This window comes from Methylobacterium sp. Leaf100, from assembly GCF_001422845.1.
Classification (GTDB): domain Bacteria; phylum Pseudomonadota; class Alphaproteobacteria; order Rhizobiales; family Beijerinckiaceae; genus Methylobacterium.
In genome coordinates this window covers 69,934-86,341 of sequence record NZ_LMMW01000062.1, presented here as the reverse complement: position 1 = coordinate 86,341, position 16,408 = coordinate 69,934, and the positions used below count along the sequence as shown (strand labels likewise).

Below are 16,408 nucleotides of genomic sequence, written 5' to 3'. Positions count from 1 at the left end.
GATCATGGTGAACGCAAGGTTGCCGAAAACCATGAACGCGCGGTTATCGGATCCTCGACTGTCCGCCGGTCGATGCCGTTTATGGCTAAGATCCAACCGTGGCGAAATCGTGCTCCGACGTGCGGCGGCACACGTCGGACGGCTGTCCCGGGGTTTTCCGGTTCGCGGCCGCGCCGCGCCGGGCCGAAACCCTGCCTACCACCAGCCGGAGGACGGCCGCGACGGGGTCGGGGTCCACAGGCCGGGCTCGCCGAAATCCGCCGGCGGTCGCGCGGCGGTGCGGGCGGGCTGCACCGCCCGGACCTCGCGCACGGGCTTGCGCCGCACCTCCGGCGACGGCGCAGCGTTCGACGCCGGCGCGGGGGATCTGGATCCCGCGAGCTTCGGCGTCGCCTTGCCGGCCGGGGCCTTGGCCACGAGCAGACTGCCGGGGGCAAGACCCAGCGCGATCTTCATGCGGGAATCGTAGCCGTAGAGATCCGGCAGGGTCCGGTAGCCGCCGAGATCGTCGACGTAAGCGGTGAAGTAGGCGAGGTGCACGGGCAGCTTCTCGGCGAGGCGGATGGTGCGCTCGCCCTTGCCGATGAACTTCTTCAGACGCTCCCCCGACCAGGCCGCGGGCAGCACCGAATCGGCGAAGCGGAAGGGATCCTCCACCCGCACGCAGCCGTGGCTCAGCGCCCGGCGCGAGCCGGAGAACAGGGACCGGTTCGGCGTGTCGTGCAGGTAGACCGCATGGTTGTTGGGGAACATGAACTTGATGAAGCCCAGCGCGTTGCGCTCGCCCGGCGGCTGGCGGACCGAGACGTTGCCGTTGCGGTAGACCACCTCGTAGCCGCGCCGCGCCGCGTAGTTCGGGTCGCGGGCGAGGCCGGGCAGGAACTCGTTCTTCAGGATCGAGGGCGGCACGTTCCAGGATGGATTGACGACGGCGTATTCCATGAGGCCGGAGAAGATCGGCGTCGGGCTCTCGGTCTTGCCGACGATGACCCGGGCCTCGTCGCGCTTGACGCCGTCCTTGAACACCCGGACCTGGAACTCGGGAATGTTGACCATCACGTAGTCGCGCCCGAGGTCGGCCGGCAGCCAGCGCCAGCGCTCCATGTTGACGAGGAGCGCGGCCTCGTTGTCGTCGGACACGGGCGCGGCGTCGGGACGCCCCAGGGCCGCCACGGTCTGCTGGGTCAGGGTGCCGGTGACGGGCAGCCCCCGGCGGCGCTGGAACCCGGCGACGGCGGCCGAAACGGCGGAATCGTACGCATCGGATTCGCCCGGTGCCGTGTCGAGGGTCCCCGCCGTGCGGGTCGCGAGGGCGAAGCGGGTGCGCAGGGCCGGCACCCGCGGATCGCGCATGCCGAGCTTCAGGACGGGGCCGGTGGGCAGATGCACGGTGGGCTCGCCCGCCGGGGCCTGCCCGCCCCGGGCGGCGGCGAGGCGGCCTTTCAGGGCGAGATAGCCCTGCTGGCTCGGGTTGTAGGCCTGGAGGAGGACGCCGGCCTGGACGCCGGCCGGGGCGATCCGGCCCAGAACCGCGTCGGCGGCGGGCAGGTCGAGGGTCGGCGTGATGAGGCGCGACACGCTCGACAGGTGAACGCGTCCGCCGCGTGCGTCGCGGGCGTAGAGGGCGACGGCCGCCGAGAGCTTCAGCTCGGCGTCGGCCACCTGGGCCTCGGTGAGCGGCTGGGTGCCGAGCACCGGCACCGGGTAGGCGGCGGCCTTAAGGCCGTCCTCGCCGGCGGCGGCGAGACGCGCGGCGGCGGCCTTGGCGGCGGCCGTGTAGGCGCCGTCGACGATCCACACGGGCTTGAAAGCGCCGAGCGCGTAGAACGCCTGGATCGCCTCGCGGTCCTTCGTGGTCAGGCGCGGCAGCAGAGGGGCGGGGTCGGCGAGACGCGCCGCCACGGCGGCGCCCAGGGGATCGCTCGGCACCGGCGGGGGCGCCTCGGCGACGGGCGCGGGGGACGCGTCGGCCGGCGGAGCGGCGGCTTCAGGGGAGGCGGGTACGGCCACGGGGCTCGCCGTCTCCGGGAGCGCCGGATCGACGGAGGCCTTCTGCACGACGGGGGTGTCCGGCCGGTCCGGCGCGGCGACCTCGGCGTGGGCGCCGTAGCCGAGGCAGCCCGCGACGAGGGCCGACAGGGCGACGGAGGCGGAGCGCGTGACGCCCATGGGTGCAACTCCTGCGGACCGGACGGCCGGTCGCTTCAGTTAAAGATATCGACCGGCGCGTACGGGTGCGCAACGGCACGCTCTCACGAGAGGGCGCACCTGTGCCATTTTGGTTCAGGCGGCCTCTTCGGCCTTGTCGTCACCGTCGAGCCCGAGGTCCTTGAGCTTGCGGTAGAGAGTGGATCGGCCGATTCCGAGGCGGCGCGAGACCTCCGACATCCGGCCGCGGTAGAATTGCAGGGCGAAGCGGATGATCTCGGCCTCAAGGCCGTCCATGGTCTTCATCTCGCCGGTCTCTTCGGCCACCAGGCTCATGGCATGGGGATCGCGGACCTCGACCCGGACGATCTCGCGCACGGGCTCGGGCGCCCCGGCCTGGACCATGGGCTGCACGGGGGCGGCCGGGATGCGCACGTCGAAGCCCTCGACCTGGGCGGCGATCTGCGGAAACTCCGCCACGGTGAGTTCATCGCCATCAGCCAGCACCACGGCGCGGAACAGGGCGTTCTCGAGCTGGCGCACGTTGCCGGGCCAGCCGTAGCGGGTCAGCAGCGCCATGGCCTCGGGGGTGACGGCGCGAACCTTCTTGCCCTCTTCCGCCGCGAACCGGGCGCAGAACGAGCGCACGAGATCGGGGATGTCCTCGCGGCGCGCCCGGAGGGGCGGCAGGGTCATGGGGAAGACGTTGAGGCGGTAGTACAGGTCCTCGCGGAAGCGGCCCTGCTTGACCAGATCGAGGAGGGAGCGGTTCGTCGCCGAGATGAGGCGGATATCCACCCGCACGCTGCGCTTGGCGCCCACGGGATCGACCTCGCCCTCCTGCAGGGCGCGCAGGAGCTTCACCTGGGCGTCGAGGGGCAGCTCGCCGATCTCGTCGAGGAACAGGGTGCCGCCGGACGCCTCGACGAACTTGCCCATGTGGCGCTCGGTGGCGCCGGTGAACGCCCCCTTCTCGTGGCCGAACAGGGTCGATTCCACGAGGTTGTCGGGGATCGCGCCGCAATTGACCGTGACGAAGGCCTTGCCGCGCCGGTCGCCCGAGCCCTGGATGGCGCGGGCGAGGACCTCCTTGCCGACCCCCGATTCGCCCTCGATGAGCACGGGAATGTTGGATTTGGCCGACCGCTCGGCGAGCCGCGTGACCCGCTCCATGTCGGGACTCTTCGAGGTGAGATCCTTGAACGAGAGGGAACCGGAGGCGCGCCGGCGCATGCGGCGGACCTCCTCCTCGAGCTGATCGACCTTCAGGGCGTTCTTGATGGAGACCTGCAGACGCTCGGCGCCGGCGGGCTTCACCACGAAATCGACGGCCCCGGCCCGCATGGCGGTGACGACGGCATCGATGGAGCCGTTGGAGGTCTGGACGATGACCGGCACGTCGAGGCCGGATTTGCGCATCTCGGCCATCACGCCGAGGCCGTCGAGACCGCCGGGCATCACGAGATCCAGGAGAACCACGTCGATGGGCTCGCCCGAGCGCAGGGCGGCGAGCCCGTCGGCGCCGGTCTCTGCGACCTTCGCGTCGAAGCCGAGCCGGCGCACCATCGCCTCGGCGAGGCGGCGCTGCACGGGATCGTCGTCGACGATGAGGACCGTTGTCGACATGGGGGGCGCCTTGGTCTCGCGGGGAGGTGGCCGCACCGCGAGACGGGCTCGGTGATGCGGCGCCGGACTGTTTCGTTTCGATCCGCAGGGTGCCCCAAGAGCGTAAAGCCGCGCTTAACGACGATCCGACTTTTCCGGGGATTGTCGGTCGGCGACGCCGCACCCCTGCTTTTCCCGCGCCGGGACGTCGGCTTTCGCCCACAAGGCGGTTGATCGCGGGGCCGGCCCGCTCGATATCACCGGGCAGCGGCGCTTCAGTGCCCAGCCCCAGGAAGCCTCCCATCATGCCGAGTCGAGCCGTCGCCCAAGCCAGCCGCGCGGGCATCGTCGCCATTGCCGAAGGGGCCAGCGCCGCACGGGCGGCCGCACTCGCCGCCGACCTCGGCGCCTTGCCCGAATGGGACCTCGGCGACCTCTATTCCGGCATCGACGCCCCCGATTTCCGCGCCGACCTCGCCCGCGCCGAGACGGCCTGCCGCGAGGTCTCCGAGCGTTATGCCGGCCGGCTGGCGGACCTCGCCGCCGGCCCGGACGCCTCCGCACGCCTCGCCGAGGCGGTCCGGGCCTACGAGGCCATCGAGGATCTGCTCGGCCGCCTGATGTCGTTCGCCGGCCTCGTCTACTCGGGCGACACCACCGACGAGACGCGCGAAAAATTCTACGGCGACACCCAGGAGCGCCTGACGACGGCGTCCAGCCACCTTCTGTTCTTCGCCCTCGAGCTCAACCGCATCGACGACGACGCCATGGACGCGGCCATGGCGGACGGGCCGCTTTCCACCTACGCCCCCTGGATCGAGGATCTTCGTCGCGAGAAGCCGTTCCAGCTCGACGACCGCACGGAGAAGCTGTTCCTGGAGAAGTCGGTCACCGGCCGCTCGGCGTGGAACCGCCTGTTCGACGGCACCATCGCGTCCCTGCGGTTTCCCGTGCAGGGCGAGCAGCTCACCCTGGAGCCGACCCTCAACCGCCTGCAGGACCCGGACGGGGCCGTGCGCAAGGAGGCGGCCGGTGCGCTCAGCGAGGTGTTCCGGGCGAACCTGCGCACGTTCACGCTGATCACCAACACCCTCGCCAAGGACAAGGAGATCAATGACCGCTGGCGCGGGTTCACGGACGTGGCCGAATCCCGCCACCTGTCGAACCGCGTCGAGCCCGAAGTGGTGGATGCCCTGGTCGAGGCCGTGCAGGCGGCCTATCCGCGCCTGTCGCACCGCTACTACGCCCTGAAGGCGAAGTGGTTCGGGGTCGAGGCCCTGCCGTACTGGGACCGCAACGCGCCGCTGCCGAAGGTCGAGCAGCGCACGATTCCCTGGGCGGAGGCCCGCGACACGGTGCTCGACGCCTACGGTGCGTTCTCGCCGCGCATGGCGAGCATCGCGAAGACGTTCTTCGACCGAAACTGGATCGACGCGCCGACCCGGCCCGGCAAGGCGCCCGGCGCCTTCGCCCACCCGACCGTGCCCTCGGCCCACCCCTACGTGCTGGTGAATTACCAGGGCAAGCCGCGCGACGTGATGACCCTGGCGCACGAGCTCGGCCACGGGGTGCATCAGGTGCTCGCCGGCCCCAACGGCGCCCTGATGGCCCCCACCCCCCTGACGCTCGCCGAAACCGCGAGCGTGTTCGGCGAGATGCTGACCTTCCGCCGGCTGCTGGCCGCCACCACCAACGCGACCCAGCGCCGGGCCATGCTCGCCGCCAAGGTCGAGGACATGATCAACACCGTGGTCCGGCAAGTCGCGTTCTACGCTTTCGAGCGCAAGGTGCACCTCGCCCGTGCCGAGGGCGAGCTCACGGCGGAAGCGATCAACGCCCTGTGGATGTCGGTGCAGCGCGACAGCCTCGGTCCGGCCATCACCCTGGATACGGGCTACGAGCCGTTCTGGGCCTACATCCCGCACTTCATCCACTCGCCGTTCTACGTCTACGCCTACGCCTTCGGCGATTGCCTCGTGAACTCCCTCTACGGGGTCTACGCCAAGGCCGAGGACGGGTTCGTGGAGCGCTATTTCGCCCTGCTCTCGGCCGGCGGCGCCAAGCCCTACGGCGAACTCCTGGCTCCCTTCGGCCTCGACGCCCGCGACCCGGGCTTCTGGCAGATCGGGCTCACCATGATCGAGGGGATGATCGCGGAGTTGGAGGCGATGGAGGGCTGAGCGCCGCTTGGTATGCCCCGCCTTTCGTTGTACATTCCGTACAACGAAAGGCGAAGCGTCATGAAACTCGAAGTCAAGAAAATCGGCAATTCCACCGGGCTGATCCTGCCCAAGGAACTCCTGAGCCGGCTCAACCTCGCGCAGGGCGACTGGCTCTCGTTGACGGAGGGCGGCGACGGTTCCGTTCGGCTGTCGCCCCTCGACCCGACCTTCGAGAAGGGCATGGAAATCGCCGAGAAGGCGATGAAGACCTACCGCAACGCCCTGTCCGAGCTGGCCAAATGACGACGTTTGTCTGGCTGACGAGCGACCTCGTCCAGGCCATCCACGCCCGCCAGCTCAAGTTGTTCGGCGGCCCCAGCGGCTTGCGCGACGAGGGTGCCCTCGAATCGGCCCTCGGCCGCCCGGTGAACCGGGTCGCCTATGGCGAGGCCGATCTCGCCGAGCTCGCAGCCGCCTACGCGTTCGGGATCGCGAAAAACCATCCGTTCATCGATGGAAACAAGCGCGCGGCCCTGCTCGCCCTCGTCGTCTTTCTCGGCCTCAACGATATCGACTTCGTCACCGACGAGGCCGAGGCGGTGGTCATGATCCGTGGCCTAGCCGCTGGCGAGATCACCGAAGCGGGCCTCGCCCGCTGGATCCGCGACAGCTGGCCGGCCGCCTGACCCCTCTCCCGCGCCGCAACGGCGCAGCGCCCTGGCGCGGGACGCCGGCGGACTTATCTCAAGGGAGTGGCCGGATTGCCGGACGCGTCCTTATCCGAGATCCGAAGAACCCGATGGCCGATCACGACAGCGAAGCCAACCGCTTCTCCGCGCGCGCCAGCCGCTACGCCCGCGTCGGTGCCAATGTCGGCGGGGTCGCCGCCCGCATGGCCGGCGCCCGCCTGTTCGGCGGCAAGGAGGCGCCCAGCAACGCCGCCGCCCTGGCCCAGGCGCTGGGCGGCCTCAAGGGGCCGATCATGAAGGTCGCCCAGTTGCTGGCCACGGTGCCCGACCTTCTGCCACCCGAATACGCGACGGAACTGCAGAAGCTCCAGGCCGACGCGCCGCCCATGGGCGCAGCCTTCGTCAAGCGCCGGATGATGGCCGAACTCGGCGCCGACTGGCAGAAGCGGTTCACGAACTTCGACCTCAAGCCGGCGGCGGCCGCGTCCCTCGGACAGGTCCACCGGGCGACCGGCCTCGACGGCACGGCGCTCGCCTGCAAGCTCCAGTATCCCGACATGCAATCGGCCGTGGAGGCCGATCTGAAGCAGCTGGAGGTCGCCTTCGCCCTGCACCGGCGCATGAGCTCCTGGCTCGATACCCGTGAGATCGCGAAGGAAATCGGCGCCCGGGTGCGCGAGGAACTCGACTACGCGCGCGAGGCCAAGCACGCCGTGCTCTATGGCAACGTCCTGCGCGACGTGCCCGAGGTCCGCGTGCCGGCCATTCACACCGATCTCTCCACGAAGCGCCTCCTAACCCTCGGCTGGCTCGAGGGCGAGGGCATCCTGAACTTCTCTCAAAGTCCCATCGAGATCCGCAACCGCCTCGCCCGGGCGATGTTCAAGGCGTGGTGGCACCCGTTCAGCCGCGCCGCCGTCATCCACGGCGACCCGCATCTCGGCAACTACACGGTGTTTTCCGAGGGTGGCGAGGCGCAGGGCATCAACCTCCTCGATTACGGCTGCGTGCGCATCTTCCATCCGCGCTTCGTCGGCGGCGTGGTCGATCTCTATCGGGGGCTCCTGGAGAACGACGGCGCGCGCATCGTCCACGCCTACGAGGTCTGGGGCTTCAAGAACCTCAACAAGGAGCTCATCGAGATCCTCAACATCTGGGCGCGCTTCATCTACGGGCCGATCCTGGAGGACCGCACCCGCACGGTGGCCGACGGGGTCAAGCCCGGCGAGTACGGCCGGCGCCAGGCCTTCGAGGTGCATCAGGCCCTGAAAGCCCGGGGACCCGTGACCGTGCCGCAGGAATTCGTGTTCATGGACCGCGCCGCCGTCGGCCTCGGCGCCGTGTTCCTGCACCTGCGCTCGGAACTGAACTACCACCGGTTGTTCGAGGCCGAGATCGAGCGCTTCTCGCTCTCCGAACTCGAGACCCGGCAGGGCGAGGCTCTCACGCGGGCGGGACTCGCCCTGCCGGCGTGACCCTATCGGTGTGGCGTCACGCGGCTGGCCCTGCGAAACTTGGCCGGCGCGACAAAAACCGGTTCGTGGCCATTGCGTGGCATGCATGCTGATTGCGAGCCGCCGAGGCTTGCGCTAAATCCCCTTGGAACAAATCAAGACAGATCCATGGGGACGACCACACGATGGCCGATATGAAGACCGTGTCCGGCGTGCATTACAGCCCCGCCATGGACGAGAAGACCCACGAGCAGACCTATCGCGGCTTCGTTCGTTTCGTCGAAATCGGCACCTCCGTGGTGATCTGTTGGGTGCTGGCCCTCGCCATCGGCGGCATTCATGAAGCGTGGCTGACCGCGATCCTCGCCGTCGTGGTGTCCGGCGCCGCCGGTGCCGTGGGCGCCCTCGCGCCGGCCGTGGGCTGGAAGGCCCCCGTCGTGGTCGCGGTCTTGCTTCTGCTCTACCTCTTCTTCGCGTGACGTAGCCCGGGCGCACTGGTATACCAGTCGTCGGGCTCTATATTCCTGCCGAGTTACGGTGGTCCGGACGGATCGCCGAGGGGGCTTCCTGAATGCGCATCGCTGTCCTGACAGAGTCTGATCCCGCGGAGCCGCGGGTCGCGGCGGTGCCCGAAACGGTCAAGAAATTCATCGCCCTCGGGGCCGACGTGACCGTCCAGTCCGGTGCCGGCCTGACCGCCGGTGTCCCGGATGCCGATTACGAGGCGGCGGGTGCCACCGTCGCCTCCTCGGCCCAGGACGCGGCCAACGAGGCCGACCTCGTCCTCAAGGTCCGCCGCCCCAACGGCGACGAGATCGGGCTGCTGAAGCGTGGCGCCACCGTGGTGGCGATCATGGATCCCTACGGCAACGAAGCCGCCCTGGGTGAAATGGCGCAAGCCGGCCTCGACACCTTCGCCATGGAACTGATGCCCCGCATCACCCGCGCGCAGGTGATGGACGTGCTGTCCTCGCAGGCCAACCTCGCCGGATACCGCGCGGTGGTCGACGGTGCCTCCGAGTATGGCCGCGCCATGCCGATGATGATGACGGCGGCCGGCACCGTGCCCGCCGCCCGCGTCTTCGTGATGGGCGTCGGCGTCGCCGGGCTCCAGGCCATCGCCACCGCCCGCCGCATGGGCGCGGTGGTCACCGCCACGGACGTGCGGCCCGCCACCAAGGAGCAGGTCGAGTCCCTGGGCGCCAAGTTCGTCGCCGTCGAGGACGACGAGTTCAAGCAGGCCGAAACCTCGGGCGGCTACGCCAAGGAGATGTCGGCGGAGTACAAGAAGAAGCAGGCCGACCTCGTGGCGACCCACATCGCCAAGCAGGACATCGTCATCACCACCGCCCTGATTCCGGGCCGGCCGGCCCCGCAGCTCGTCTCCGCCGCCATGGTCTCCACCATGAAGCCCGGCTCCGTGCTCATCGATCTCGCGGTCGAGCGTGGCGGCAACGTCGAGGGCGCCAAGGCCGGCGAGATCGTCACCACGGATCACGGCGTGAAGATCGTCGGCCACCTCAACGTGCCCGGCCGCCTCGCCGCCACGGCGTCGAGCCTCTATGCGCGCAACCTCTACGCCTTCGTCGAGACCCTCATCGACAAGGAGGCGAAGTCCCTGGCGGTGAAGCGGGACGACGAACTCGTCCGGGCGACGAACCTGACCCATGACGGTCAGGTCGTGCATCCCGCCTTCCAGACCAAATCCTGATCCCGCCGGAGGATACGATGGCCACGCTCCCCCCCGATCAGGCCGCCGAGCAGGCGCGCGCCGCTGCCACCGCAGCCCGAACCGCTGCGGATATCGCGCAGCAGCACGCCGCCAAGGCGCAGAGTTACGCCGATGGCATCGGTCACGGCCTCAGCGCCGTGACGCATGGTGCCGTCGACCCGACGGTGTTCCAGCTCGCGATCTTCGTTCTGGCGATCTTCGTCGGCTACTACGTGGTCTGGTCGGTGACGCCGGCCCTCCACACGCCCCTCATGTCGGTGACCAACGCCATCTCCTCGGTGATCATCGTCGGCGCCATCCTGGCGGCCGGCGTGCCGCTCCTCGAGCACGGCACCGGCTGGGCCCGCTTCTTCGGCTTCCTCGGCATCGTTCTCGCCAGCGTGAACATCTTCGGCGGCTTCCTCGTCACCCAGCGCATGCTCGGCATGTACAAGAAGAAGGCCTGAGACGATGTCCCAGAACGTCTCGGCACTCCTCTACATCGTTTCCGGCGTCCTGTTCATCATGGCGCTGCGGGGGCTCTCGCACCCGACCACCTCCCGGCAGGGCAACCTGTACGGCATGGTCGGCATGGGGCTCGCCGTCCTCACCACCCTCGTCGGCCATCCGCCAGCGGGATTCGGCGCCTGGATCCTCGTGCTCCTGGGCCTCGGCATCGGCGGCGGCGCCGGTGCCGTCATTGCCAAGCGCGTGCCAATGACGGCCATGCCGCAACTCGTGGCGGCCTTCCACTCCCTCGTCGGCCTCGCGGCCGTGGCGGGTGCGGCCGGCACCCTCTACGCACCGCAGGCGGTGGGCATCCTCGAGAACGGCCACATCCACAAGGAGTCGCTGTTCGAGATGGCGCTCGGTGTCGCCATCGGCGCCATCACCTTCACGGGCTCCGTCATCGCCTTCGCCAAGCTCGACGGGCGCATGTCCGGCAAGCCGATCATGCTGCCCCAGCGCCATGCCCTCAACATCGCCCTGGCCATCGCCCTCGTCGGCCTCATCGCGGTGTTCATCGGCACCGAGAGCAAGCTGGTGTTCTGGGTCATCGTGCTGCTGTCGTTCGCTCTCGGCGGCCTGCTGATCATCCCCATCGGCGGCGCCGACATGCCCGTCGTCGTGTCGATGCTGAACTCCTACTCGGGCTGGGCGGCGGCCGGCATCGGCTTCACCCTGGGCAACCTCGCGCTCATCATGACCGGCGCCCTCGTCGGCTCCTCGGGCGCGATCCTGTCCTACATCATGTGCAAGGCGATGAACCGGTCGTTCATCTCCGTGATCCTCGGCGGCTTCGGCGGTGATGCCGCGGCAGGCGCGGCCGGAGGAGCCGTGGAGACCCGTCCGGTCAAGCAGGGCTCGGCGGACGACGCGGCCTACATCCTGAAGAACGCCGAGCGCGTCATCATCGTGCCGGGCTACGGCATGGCGGTGGCCCAGGCCCAGCATTCGCTCCGCGAGATGGTCGACATGCTCAAGAAGGAGGGCGTCGACGTGAAGTACGCCATCCACCCCGTCGCCGGCCGCATGCCGGGCCACATGAACGTGCTGCTCGCCGAAGCCAACGTGCCCTATGACGAGGTCCACGAGCTCGAGGACATCAACGGCGACTTCCCGCAGGCCGACGTCGCCTTCGTCATCGGCGCCAACGACGTCACCAACCCGGCGGCGAAGACGGACAAGGCCTCGCCGATCTACGGCATGCCGATCCTCGACGTCGAGAAAGCCAAGACCGTGTTGTTCATCAAGCGCGGCATGGGCTCCGGTTACGCCGGCGTCGAGAACGAGGTGTTCTTCCGCGACAACACCATGATGCTGTTCGGCGACGCCAAGAAGGTCGTCGACTCCATCGTCAAGAACCTCTGAACCCCTGGCGCGGGCCTCGCCCGCGCCGCCAGGACAGCGTACGGGGTCGGCGTCCATCGCCGGCCCCGTCGTCGTTTTCGTGCAGTTCGGGCCGGCCGGGCTGGAGTAGGGTCGCCCCGTGTCAGCCGAGATCCCCCGCGCCTTCCTCGACGTCACCCGCTCAGTCCTCGGACGGCCGTGGCACGACCGCTGCGCCGATCCGGTGCTCCAGGCCTACGCCGCCACCATGACCCAGGCCCACGGCCTGCCGGACCTCCTCGCCCGGGTGCTGTCGGGGCGCGGCATCCGCCCGGCGGAGTCGGACGCGCATCTCAACCCGCGCCTGCGCGACCTGATGCCGGATCCGGACTGCCTCGTGGACATGGCGGCCGCGACGGACCGCCTCGCCCAAGCCGTCTCGACCCGCGAGACCGTGGCGATCTTCGGCGATTACGACGTCGATGGCGCCGCCAGCGCCGCGCTCCTGGCCGCCTATCTGCGCGGCTTCGGCCTCGAGGTCCGCATCCACATCCCCGACCGCATCACCGAGGGCTACGGGCCGAACGCCGCCGCCGTCACCGCCCTGTGGGAGGCCGGCGCCACCCTCCTCGTCTGCGTCGATTGCGGCACCAGCGGCCACGCCCCCCTGGAGGCGGCCGAAGCCCTCGGCCTCGACGTCATCGTCCTCGACCATCACGGCGCCCCCGAGACCCTGCCGCCCGCCCGCGCCGTGGTGAACCCCAACCGCCTCGACGACCTGTCGGGTCTCGGCCACCTCTGCGCGGCGGGCGTGGTGTTCCTCGCCCTGGTGGCCCTGAACCGGCGCCTGCGCCGGGACGGCGTGGCGGACCTCCCCGACCTCGCCGCCGCCCTCGATCTCGTGGCGCTGGCCACGGTCGCCGACGTGGTGCCCCTGACGGGCCTCAACCGCGCCTTCGTGGTGCAGGGCTTGAAGGTGATGCGCGGACGCGGACGCATCGGCCTCGCCGCCCTTCTGGACGCCGCCGCGTTGAGCGAAGCGCCGGAAGCCTGGCACCTCGGCTACCTTGTCGGTCCGCGCATCAACGCCGGCGGCCGCATTGGAGATGCGGGCCTCGGCGCCCGCCTGCTCACCACCCACGACGCGGCGGAAGCCGCCGGTATCGCCGCCGAACTCGACCGTCTCAACCGCGAGCGCCAGGCCATCGAGGCCCAGGCCGTGGCGGCGGCCGAAGCCGACATGGACCACGCGCTCACGGGCGACCCTGAGCGCCCGGTCCTGGTGGCGGCCTCGGCAGAATGGCATCCGGGCGTCGTCGGCCTCATCGCCGCACGCCTCAAGGAACGCTTCGGCCGCCCGGCCTTCGCCTTCGCGCTCCGGCCCGACGGCACCGCCACGGGCTCGGGCCGCTCCATCCCCGGTGCCGACCTCGGCCGGGCCGTGCGCGCGGCGGTGGATGCGGGCCTCGCCCTCAAGGGCGGCGGCCATGCCATGGCGGCCGGCGTCACCCTGGCGGGGCCGGACACGGCGGCGTTCGCGGCCTACCTCGGGTCGGATCTGGCGCAAGCCGTCGGCGCGGCCCGTGCCGTCGAGGCGCTCCTCCTCGATGGCACCGTGAGCGCGGGCGGAGCCACGGCCGAAATGGTCCGCCTGCTCCAGCGCGCCGGCCCGTTCGGTTCGGGCGCACCCGAACCGATCTTCGCCCTGCCGCGCCACCGCATCGTCGACGCCGGCATCGTCGGCAACGGCCACGTCCGGGCGCGCCTGCGCAGCCGCGACGGTCAGGCCGTGGGCGCCATCTGCTTCCGCGCGGCACAGGGCCCCCTCGGTCAGGCCATCCTCGCCGGTATCGGTCGTGAATTCCACGTCGCCGGAACCCTGGCGGTGGACACCTGGCGTGGGGCCGACCGTGCCCAGGTCCGGATTTGCGACCTCGCGCCGATCGATTGAGCGATCCCCGTTGACACCCGCGCGGGGCCTCATCATAAGGACCCGCGCGCTGCCCACGGGCAGCGGTTTGGGGGAATGTCCCGAGCGGCAAAGGGGGCGGACTGTAAATCCGCTGCGTAAGCTTCGTAGGTTCGAGTCCTACTTCCCCCACCAAACGTCTGACGAGATCGCGAGCGACGTTTCCGGCTCCCTGTCTCGACCTTCGGTGATCGTGTCGGACGATCGTCGATGCGGGTGTAGCTCAATGGTAGAGCAGCAGCCTTCCAAGCTGAATACCCGGGTTCGATTCCCGGTACCCGCTCCACTCCCCCCTTCCCGAAAAGACTAGCAACCTCAGCCCGATAGGGCAGGGGCGCGGTATCCAGTGGCTGTTTGCCTGGGCGGTGGATACCGCATGGATACCGCAGACGAATCGGTATCGGGCGCAAGTTTCCTTGTCGAACTCGGACCCGCTCGCACGAATGATGGTGATCGAAAGAGATCGCCATGCCCCGCTGCACCCACACCCCGGCCCGCCTCTACGACCGCCACCCTGATCCGGTTCACGACCTCATCGCCGTTGGCAGCCTTTCCCGGTTCGTGCGCTGCACGGATTGTGGTGCCAGGGGCATCGTCCGGCGCGGCCGCGTGGGATGGACGCCCCGTAGCGCCGGTGATCCGGTCCGCCCGGAGGTCGAGCGGTGGAACGCCCTGGTGGCCGAGGCTCGTGCAGCGCTCCTGCCTTGATCGAAGAACCCGGGCCCTTTCGCTTTGGGCCGCCCCGAACGTGTAAAACGATTCCACAAACGCGATTTGGGAATCGTTTTACACGTTCGGGGCGGGCCATCAGTTCAGGGTCCCGATCTCGCCGTCGTACCCATCAAGCACCCGGACCTCGCCCCCGGCCGGGTGGAGCGAGACGGCATCGCATCGCGGGCAGTGCAGGCCGCCCGCCGCCATCCGGACCTCCCCCCACCGGAACTTCGCGGAGCACGTGAGGCAGCACCAGGTCTGCTGCATGACTTCGTCAGACTCGGTCATCCCAGCCTCCGCGAATAGCTGCCATCGGGATGGAAGGTGACCTCCTCGGTGTAGGTGGTCACCTCCACGTCATGGCTGCCAGAGATGGAAACTTTCGCGACTGGCTCGCCAAGGTTCACGCCCCAGTCGTCATCGAGGTCCATCTCCTCGCCCAGGGTGAGGTGAACCCTGATGCCGCCGGCGAGCGTGAAGGTGCCTCCCTCGCGGATGGCGCGCTGCCAGTCCTCCTCGGTCGCGAAGTGCTTGCGGGTGAGGGTGATGGTCGGGTTCATCATGCGCTCGATCATGCCCTGTCTCCTTCCGGCGGCCGCCCGTGCCGAGTGGTGCCGTCCGGCCAGTCCCAGCGATGTTCGCAATCAGGTTCGAACTCGATACCGACGATGGTGGCCTTGAGGCGGTAGAGTTTGTCCCGGAGTTCGTTGACGCCGTTCCGTTCCAGACCGATGCACCCGGCCAGGTGGCCGGTGATGGCGTAGATCTGGCGCGCCGCCTCCTTCAGACGGTCGGCCTCGGACATGGTCGTCGGGTCCGGCTCGGGCGAGTGGACCTCCTCAAGCTTCGCCAGCCGGACTATCAGGGCGCTCATGGCGAACCCGACCGATCCCTCCTTGCCCGTGACCTTCCAGTGCCCGGCGGTCTCCCGACCGGCATCTTCCCCAACGCCCTCGGTATAGATCGTGATGACGTCGCCGACGGCGTGGCGGTCGAAAGGTGCCCTGATCAGGACGACGGTCCCCTGTCCGGGCATGCGGCGCCAGTCGGTTGCCTTGACCCGGTAGCTCTGCATGCCCCGACCGTTCACTGCGGCCTCCTCAGGCAATCGGGGCGCCCGTCCGGTCCCACGAGCGGCTGCATGCCAGTCTCGGCTTGGGTGTACCGGCACCCGGTCGCCGGGTCCGTCCAGACCCGGACGCCGCCTTGGTTGGACCACGCGGGATCCGCTGCCTGCGAGAGGGCCTGCAGGATCGTGAGCAGGACGGCCGCGGCGATGGCGATGCCGATGAACAGGAACCAGAGGTCGAACCCGTCGCGAGGCGAGGAGGTCCTGATCATGAGGACCTCCTCGAAACACGGCGCCGGTCATTCCTGACCTCGCGGAGGACGGCGTGCCTGATCCAGTCCGCGAACATGACCTGCACCTTGGCCTGCCGCTGGGGGGCCCCGCCGGGGTGCTCCTCTGCGATGATCCGCTCGACCCCACGAGCAGCCCCGAGGGCGATCTCGTCGATTGTGGACCGCCTCATGACTGGGCCCCCCGAAATGGAGCGGGGTTCGGGGTGCAGCCCGAGTGGTCCTCGCCGGTCAGGAAATCGAGGACCCGATACAGGTCATGGCGGATCCCGGGGACGCCGTAGAGATGATGCCCTGCGGTCGCGAGATCGAACTCCTTGATGACGGTCTTCACACGCGAGACGGCCTCGTGGAGATCTCGCCGGCGGATGAACCCGGCATACTGCAGGACCTGCAGGGCGGGCGCCGGGTCGAAGTCGGCGTCGCTGTAAGCGTTGACGGTCTGCTCGACGACGTCGGCATCGCTCATTGCCCGGAGGGCGTCACGGCGCTCCTGTGCCGCGACCGCTCGCTGCGCAATCTCCTCGGCCATCTCCAGCCGGTACTTGGCGACCCACGTTTCATGGGCCGCCACTTGCTCGGGTGTCATGCCGGCATACAGCCGGGCGAACTCTCGGATCTCGATCTCTGTGGGCATGCTGGTCCGGGTCCCTGTCTCGCGTTCGCGAGATCGCTTCAGAGACGATCGAAGCAGCTCCCGCAGATTCGCCTAGAGGGAAACCGGACGGGCCGTCCGGATGGCCCATCGAGAACGCCATCGCGGTTTA

Annotated in this window: 17 protein-coding genes and 2 tRNA genes; 12 read left to right on the top strand and 7 right to left on the bottom strand. The window is 69.3% G+C overall.

The features are described 5' to 3' along the window. Positions 1 to 195: 195 nt before the first annotated feature. Positions 196 to 2,169, bottom strand: a complete 1,974-nt coding sequence (locus ASF25_RS20460; protein ID WP_056306604.1) for a L,D-transpeptidase family protein — start codon at positions 2,167 to 2,169, stop codon at positions 196 to 198. A 114-nt stretch (positions 2,170 to 2,283) separates the two neighbouring features. Beyond that, complete coding sequence (locus tag ASF25_RS20455; RefSeq protein WP_056168686.1) at positions 2,284 to 3,774, bottom strand: sigma-54 dependent transcriptional regulator; 1,491 nt, start codon at positions 3,772 to 3,774, stop codon at positions 2,284 to 2,286. Between the two features lie 284 nt (positions 3,775 to 4,058). Between ASF25_RS20455 and ASF25_RS20450 the strand changes: the two genes are divergently transcribed. From ASF25_RS20450 to ASF25_RS20395, 12 genes are all read left to right on the top strand, one after another. Next, positions 4,059 to 5,933: a M3 family oligoendopeptidase gene (locus ASF25_RS20450; RefSeq protein ID WP_056306603.1), complete on the top strand. Its 1,875-nt coding sequence runs from the start codon at positions 4,059 to 4,061 to the stop codon at positions 5,931 to 5,933. 60 nt (positions 5,934 to 5,993) lie between these two features. Continuing rightward, positions 5,994 to 6,218: an AbrB/MazE/SpoVT family DNA-binding domain-containing protein gene (locus ASF25_RS20445; RefSeq protein ID WP_056168680.1), complete on the top strand. Its 225-nt coding sequence runs from the start codon at positions 5,994 to 5,996 to the stop codon at positions 6,216 to 6,218. Next, complete coding sequence (locus tag ASF25_RS20440) at positions 6,215 to 6,601, top strand: type II toxin-antitoxin system death-on-curing family toxin (RefSeq protein WP_056306602.1); 387 nt, start codon at positions 6,215 to 6,217, stop codon at positions 6,599 to 6,601. Before ASF25_RS20445 ends, ASF25_RS20440 begins: the two co-directional genes overlap by 4 nt. A gap of 113 nt (positions 6,602 to 6,714) precedes the next feature. Next, complete coding sequence (locus ASF25_RS20435) at positions 6,715 to 8,079, top strand: AarF/ABC1/UbiB kinase family protein (protein WP_056306601.1); 1,365 nt, start codon at positions 6,715 to 6,717, stop codon at positions 8,077 to 8,079. A gap of 164 nt (positions 8,080 to 8,243) precedes the next feature. After that, on the top strand, positions 8,244 to 8,537 hold the full coding sequence (locus ASF25_RS20430) for an aa3-type cytochrome c oxidase subunit IV (RefSeq protein WP_056168668.1): 294 nt from the start codon (positions 8,244 to 8,246) through the stop codon (positions 8,535 to 8,537). 92 nt (positions 8,538 to 8,629) lie between these two features. Then, complete coding sequence (locus ASF25_RS20425; RefSeq protein ID WP_056168661.1) at positions 8,630 to 9,769, top strand: Re/Si-specific NAD(P)(+) transhydrogenase subunit alpha; 1,140 nt, start codon at positions 8,630 to 8,632, stop codon at positions 9,767 to 9,769. Between the two features lie 17 nt (positions 9,770 to 9,786). Further along, positions 9,787 to 10,236 (top strand): NAD(P) transhydrogenase subunit alpha, encoded by a 450-nt coding sequence (locus ASF25_RS20420; protein ID WP_056168659.1) that lies wholly within the window; start codon positions 9,787 to 9,789, stop codon positions 10,234 to 10,236. A 4-nt stretch (positions 10,237 to 10,240) separates the two neighbouring features. Continuing rightward, positions 10,241 to 11,641, top strand: coding sequence for an NAD(P)(+) transhydrogenase (Re/Si-specific) subunit beta (locus ASF25_RS20415; protein WP_056168656.1), 1,401 nt, complete (start codon positions 10,241 to 10,243; stop codon positions 11,639 to 11,641). A gap of 226 nt (positions 11,642 to 11,867) precedes the next feature. Continuing rightward, positions 11,868 to 13,550, top strand: coding sequence for a single-stranded-DNA-specific exonuclease RecJ (gene recJ / locus ASF25_RS20410; RefSeq protein WP_244473122.1), 1,683 nt, complete (start codon positions 11,868 to 11,870; stop codon positions 13,548 to 13,550). Between the two features lie 69 nt (positions 13,551 to 13,619). Then, positions 13,620 to 13,703, top strand: a tRNA-Tyr gene (locus ASF25_RS20405). 77 nt (positions 13,704 to 13,780) lie between these two features. Continuing rightward, a tRNA-Gly gene (locus ASF25_RS20400) sits at positions 13,781 to 13,854 on the top strand. Between the two features lie 182 nt (positions 13,855 to 14,036). Further along, positions 14,037 to 14,276 (top strand): hypothetical protein, encoded by a 240-nt coding sequence (locus tag ASF25_RS20395; RefSeq protein WP_018044339.1) that lies wholly within the window; start codon positions 14,037 to 14,039, stop codon positions 14,274 to 14,276. A 99-nt stretch (positions 14,277 to 14,375) separates the two neighbouring features. Here the strand turns inward: ASF25_RS20395 and ASF25_RS20390 are convergent, their stop codons facing one another. The 5 genes from ASF25_RS20390 to ASF25_RS20365 form a co-directional block, all read right to left on the bottom strand. Beyond that, positions 14,376 to 14,570: a hypothetical protein gene (locus ASF25_RS20390; RefSeq protein WP_018044338.1), complete on the bottom strand. Its 195-nt coding sequence runs from the start codon at positions 14,568 to 14,570 to the stop codon at positions 14,376 to 14,378. Further along, a complete protein-coding gene (locus tag ASF25_RS20385; protein WP_018044337.1) occupies positions 14,567 to 14,857 on the bottom strand; it encodes a hypothetical protein in 291 nt (96 codons plus the stop codon). The genes ASF25_RS20390 and ASF25_RS20385 overlap by 4 nt, the downstream gene beginning before the upstream one ends. Further along, a complete protein-coding gene (locus ASF25_RS20380) occupies positions 14,854 to 15,372 on the bottom strand; it encodes a hypothetical protein (protein ID WP_238206015.1) in 519 nt (172 codons plus the stop codon). Before ASF25_RS20380 ends, ASF25_RS20385 begins: the two co-directional genes overlap by 4 nt. After that, the gene (locus tag ASF25_RS20375; protein WP_018044335.1) at positions 15,369 to 15,623 is read right to left on the bottom strand and encodes a hypothetical protein; all 255 of its coding nucleotides are present in this window, start codon (positions 15,621 to 15,623) and stop codon (positions 15,369 to 15,371) included. Before ASF25_RS20375 ends, ASF25_RS20380 begins: the two co-directional genes overlap by 4 nt. 187 nt (positions 15,624 to 15,810) lie before the next feature. Further along, positions 15,811 to 16,278: a hypothetical protein gene (locus tag ASF25_RS20365; protein ID WP_018044333.1), complete on the bottom strand. Its 468-nt coding sequence runs from the start codon at positions 16,276 to 16,278 to the stop codon at positions 15,811 to 15,813. Positions 16,279 to 16,408: the final 130 nt, after the last annotated feature.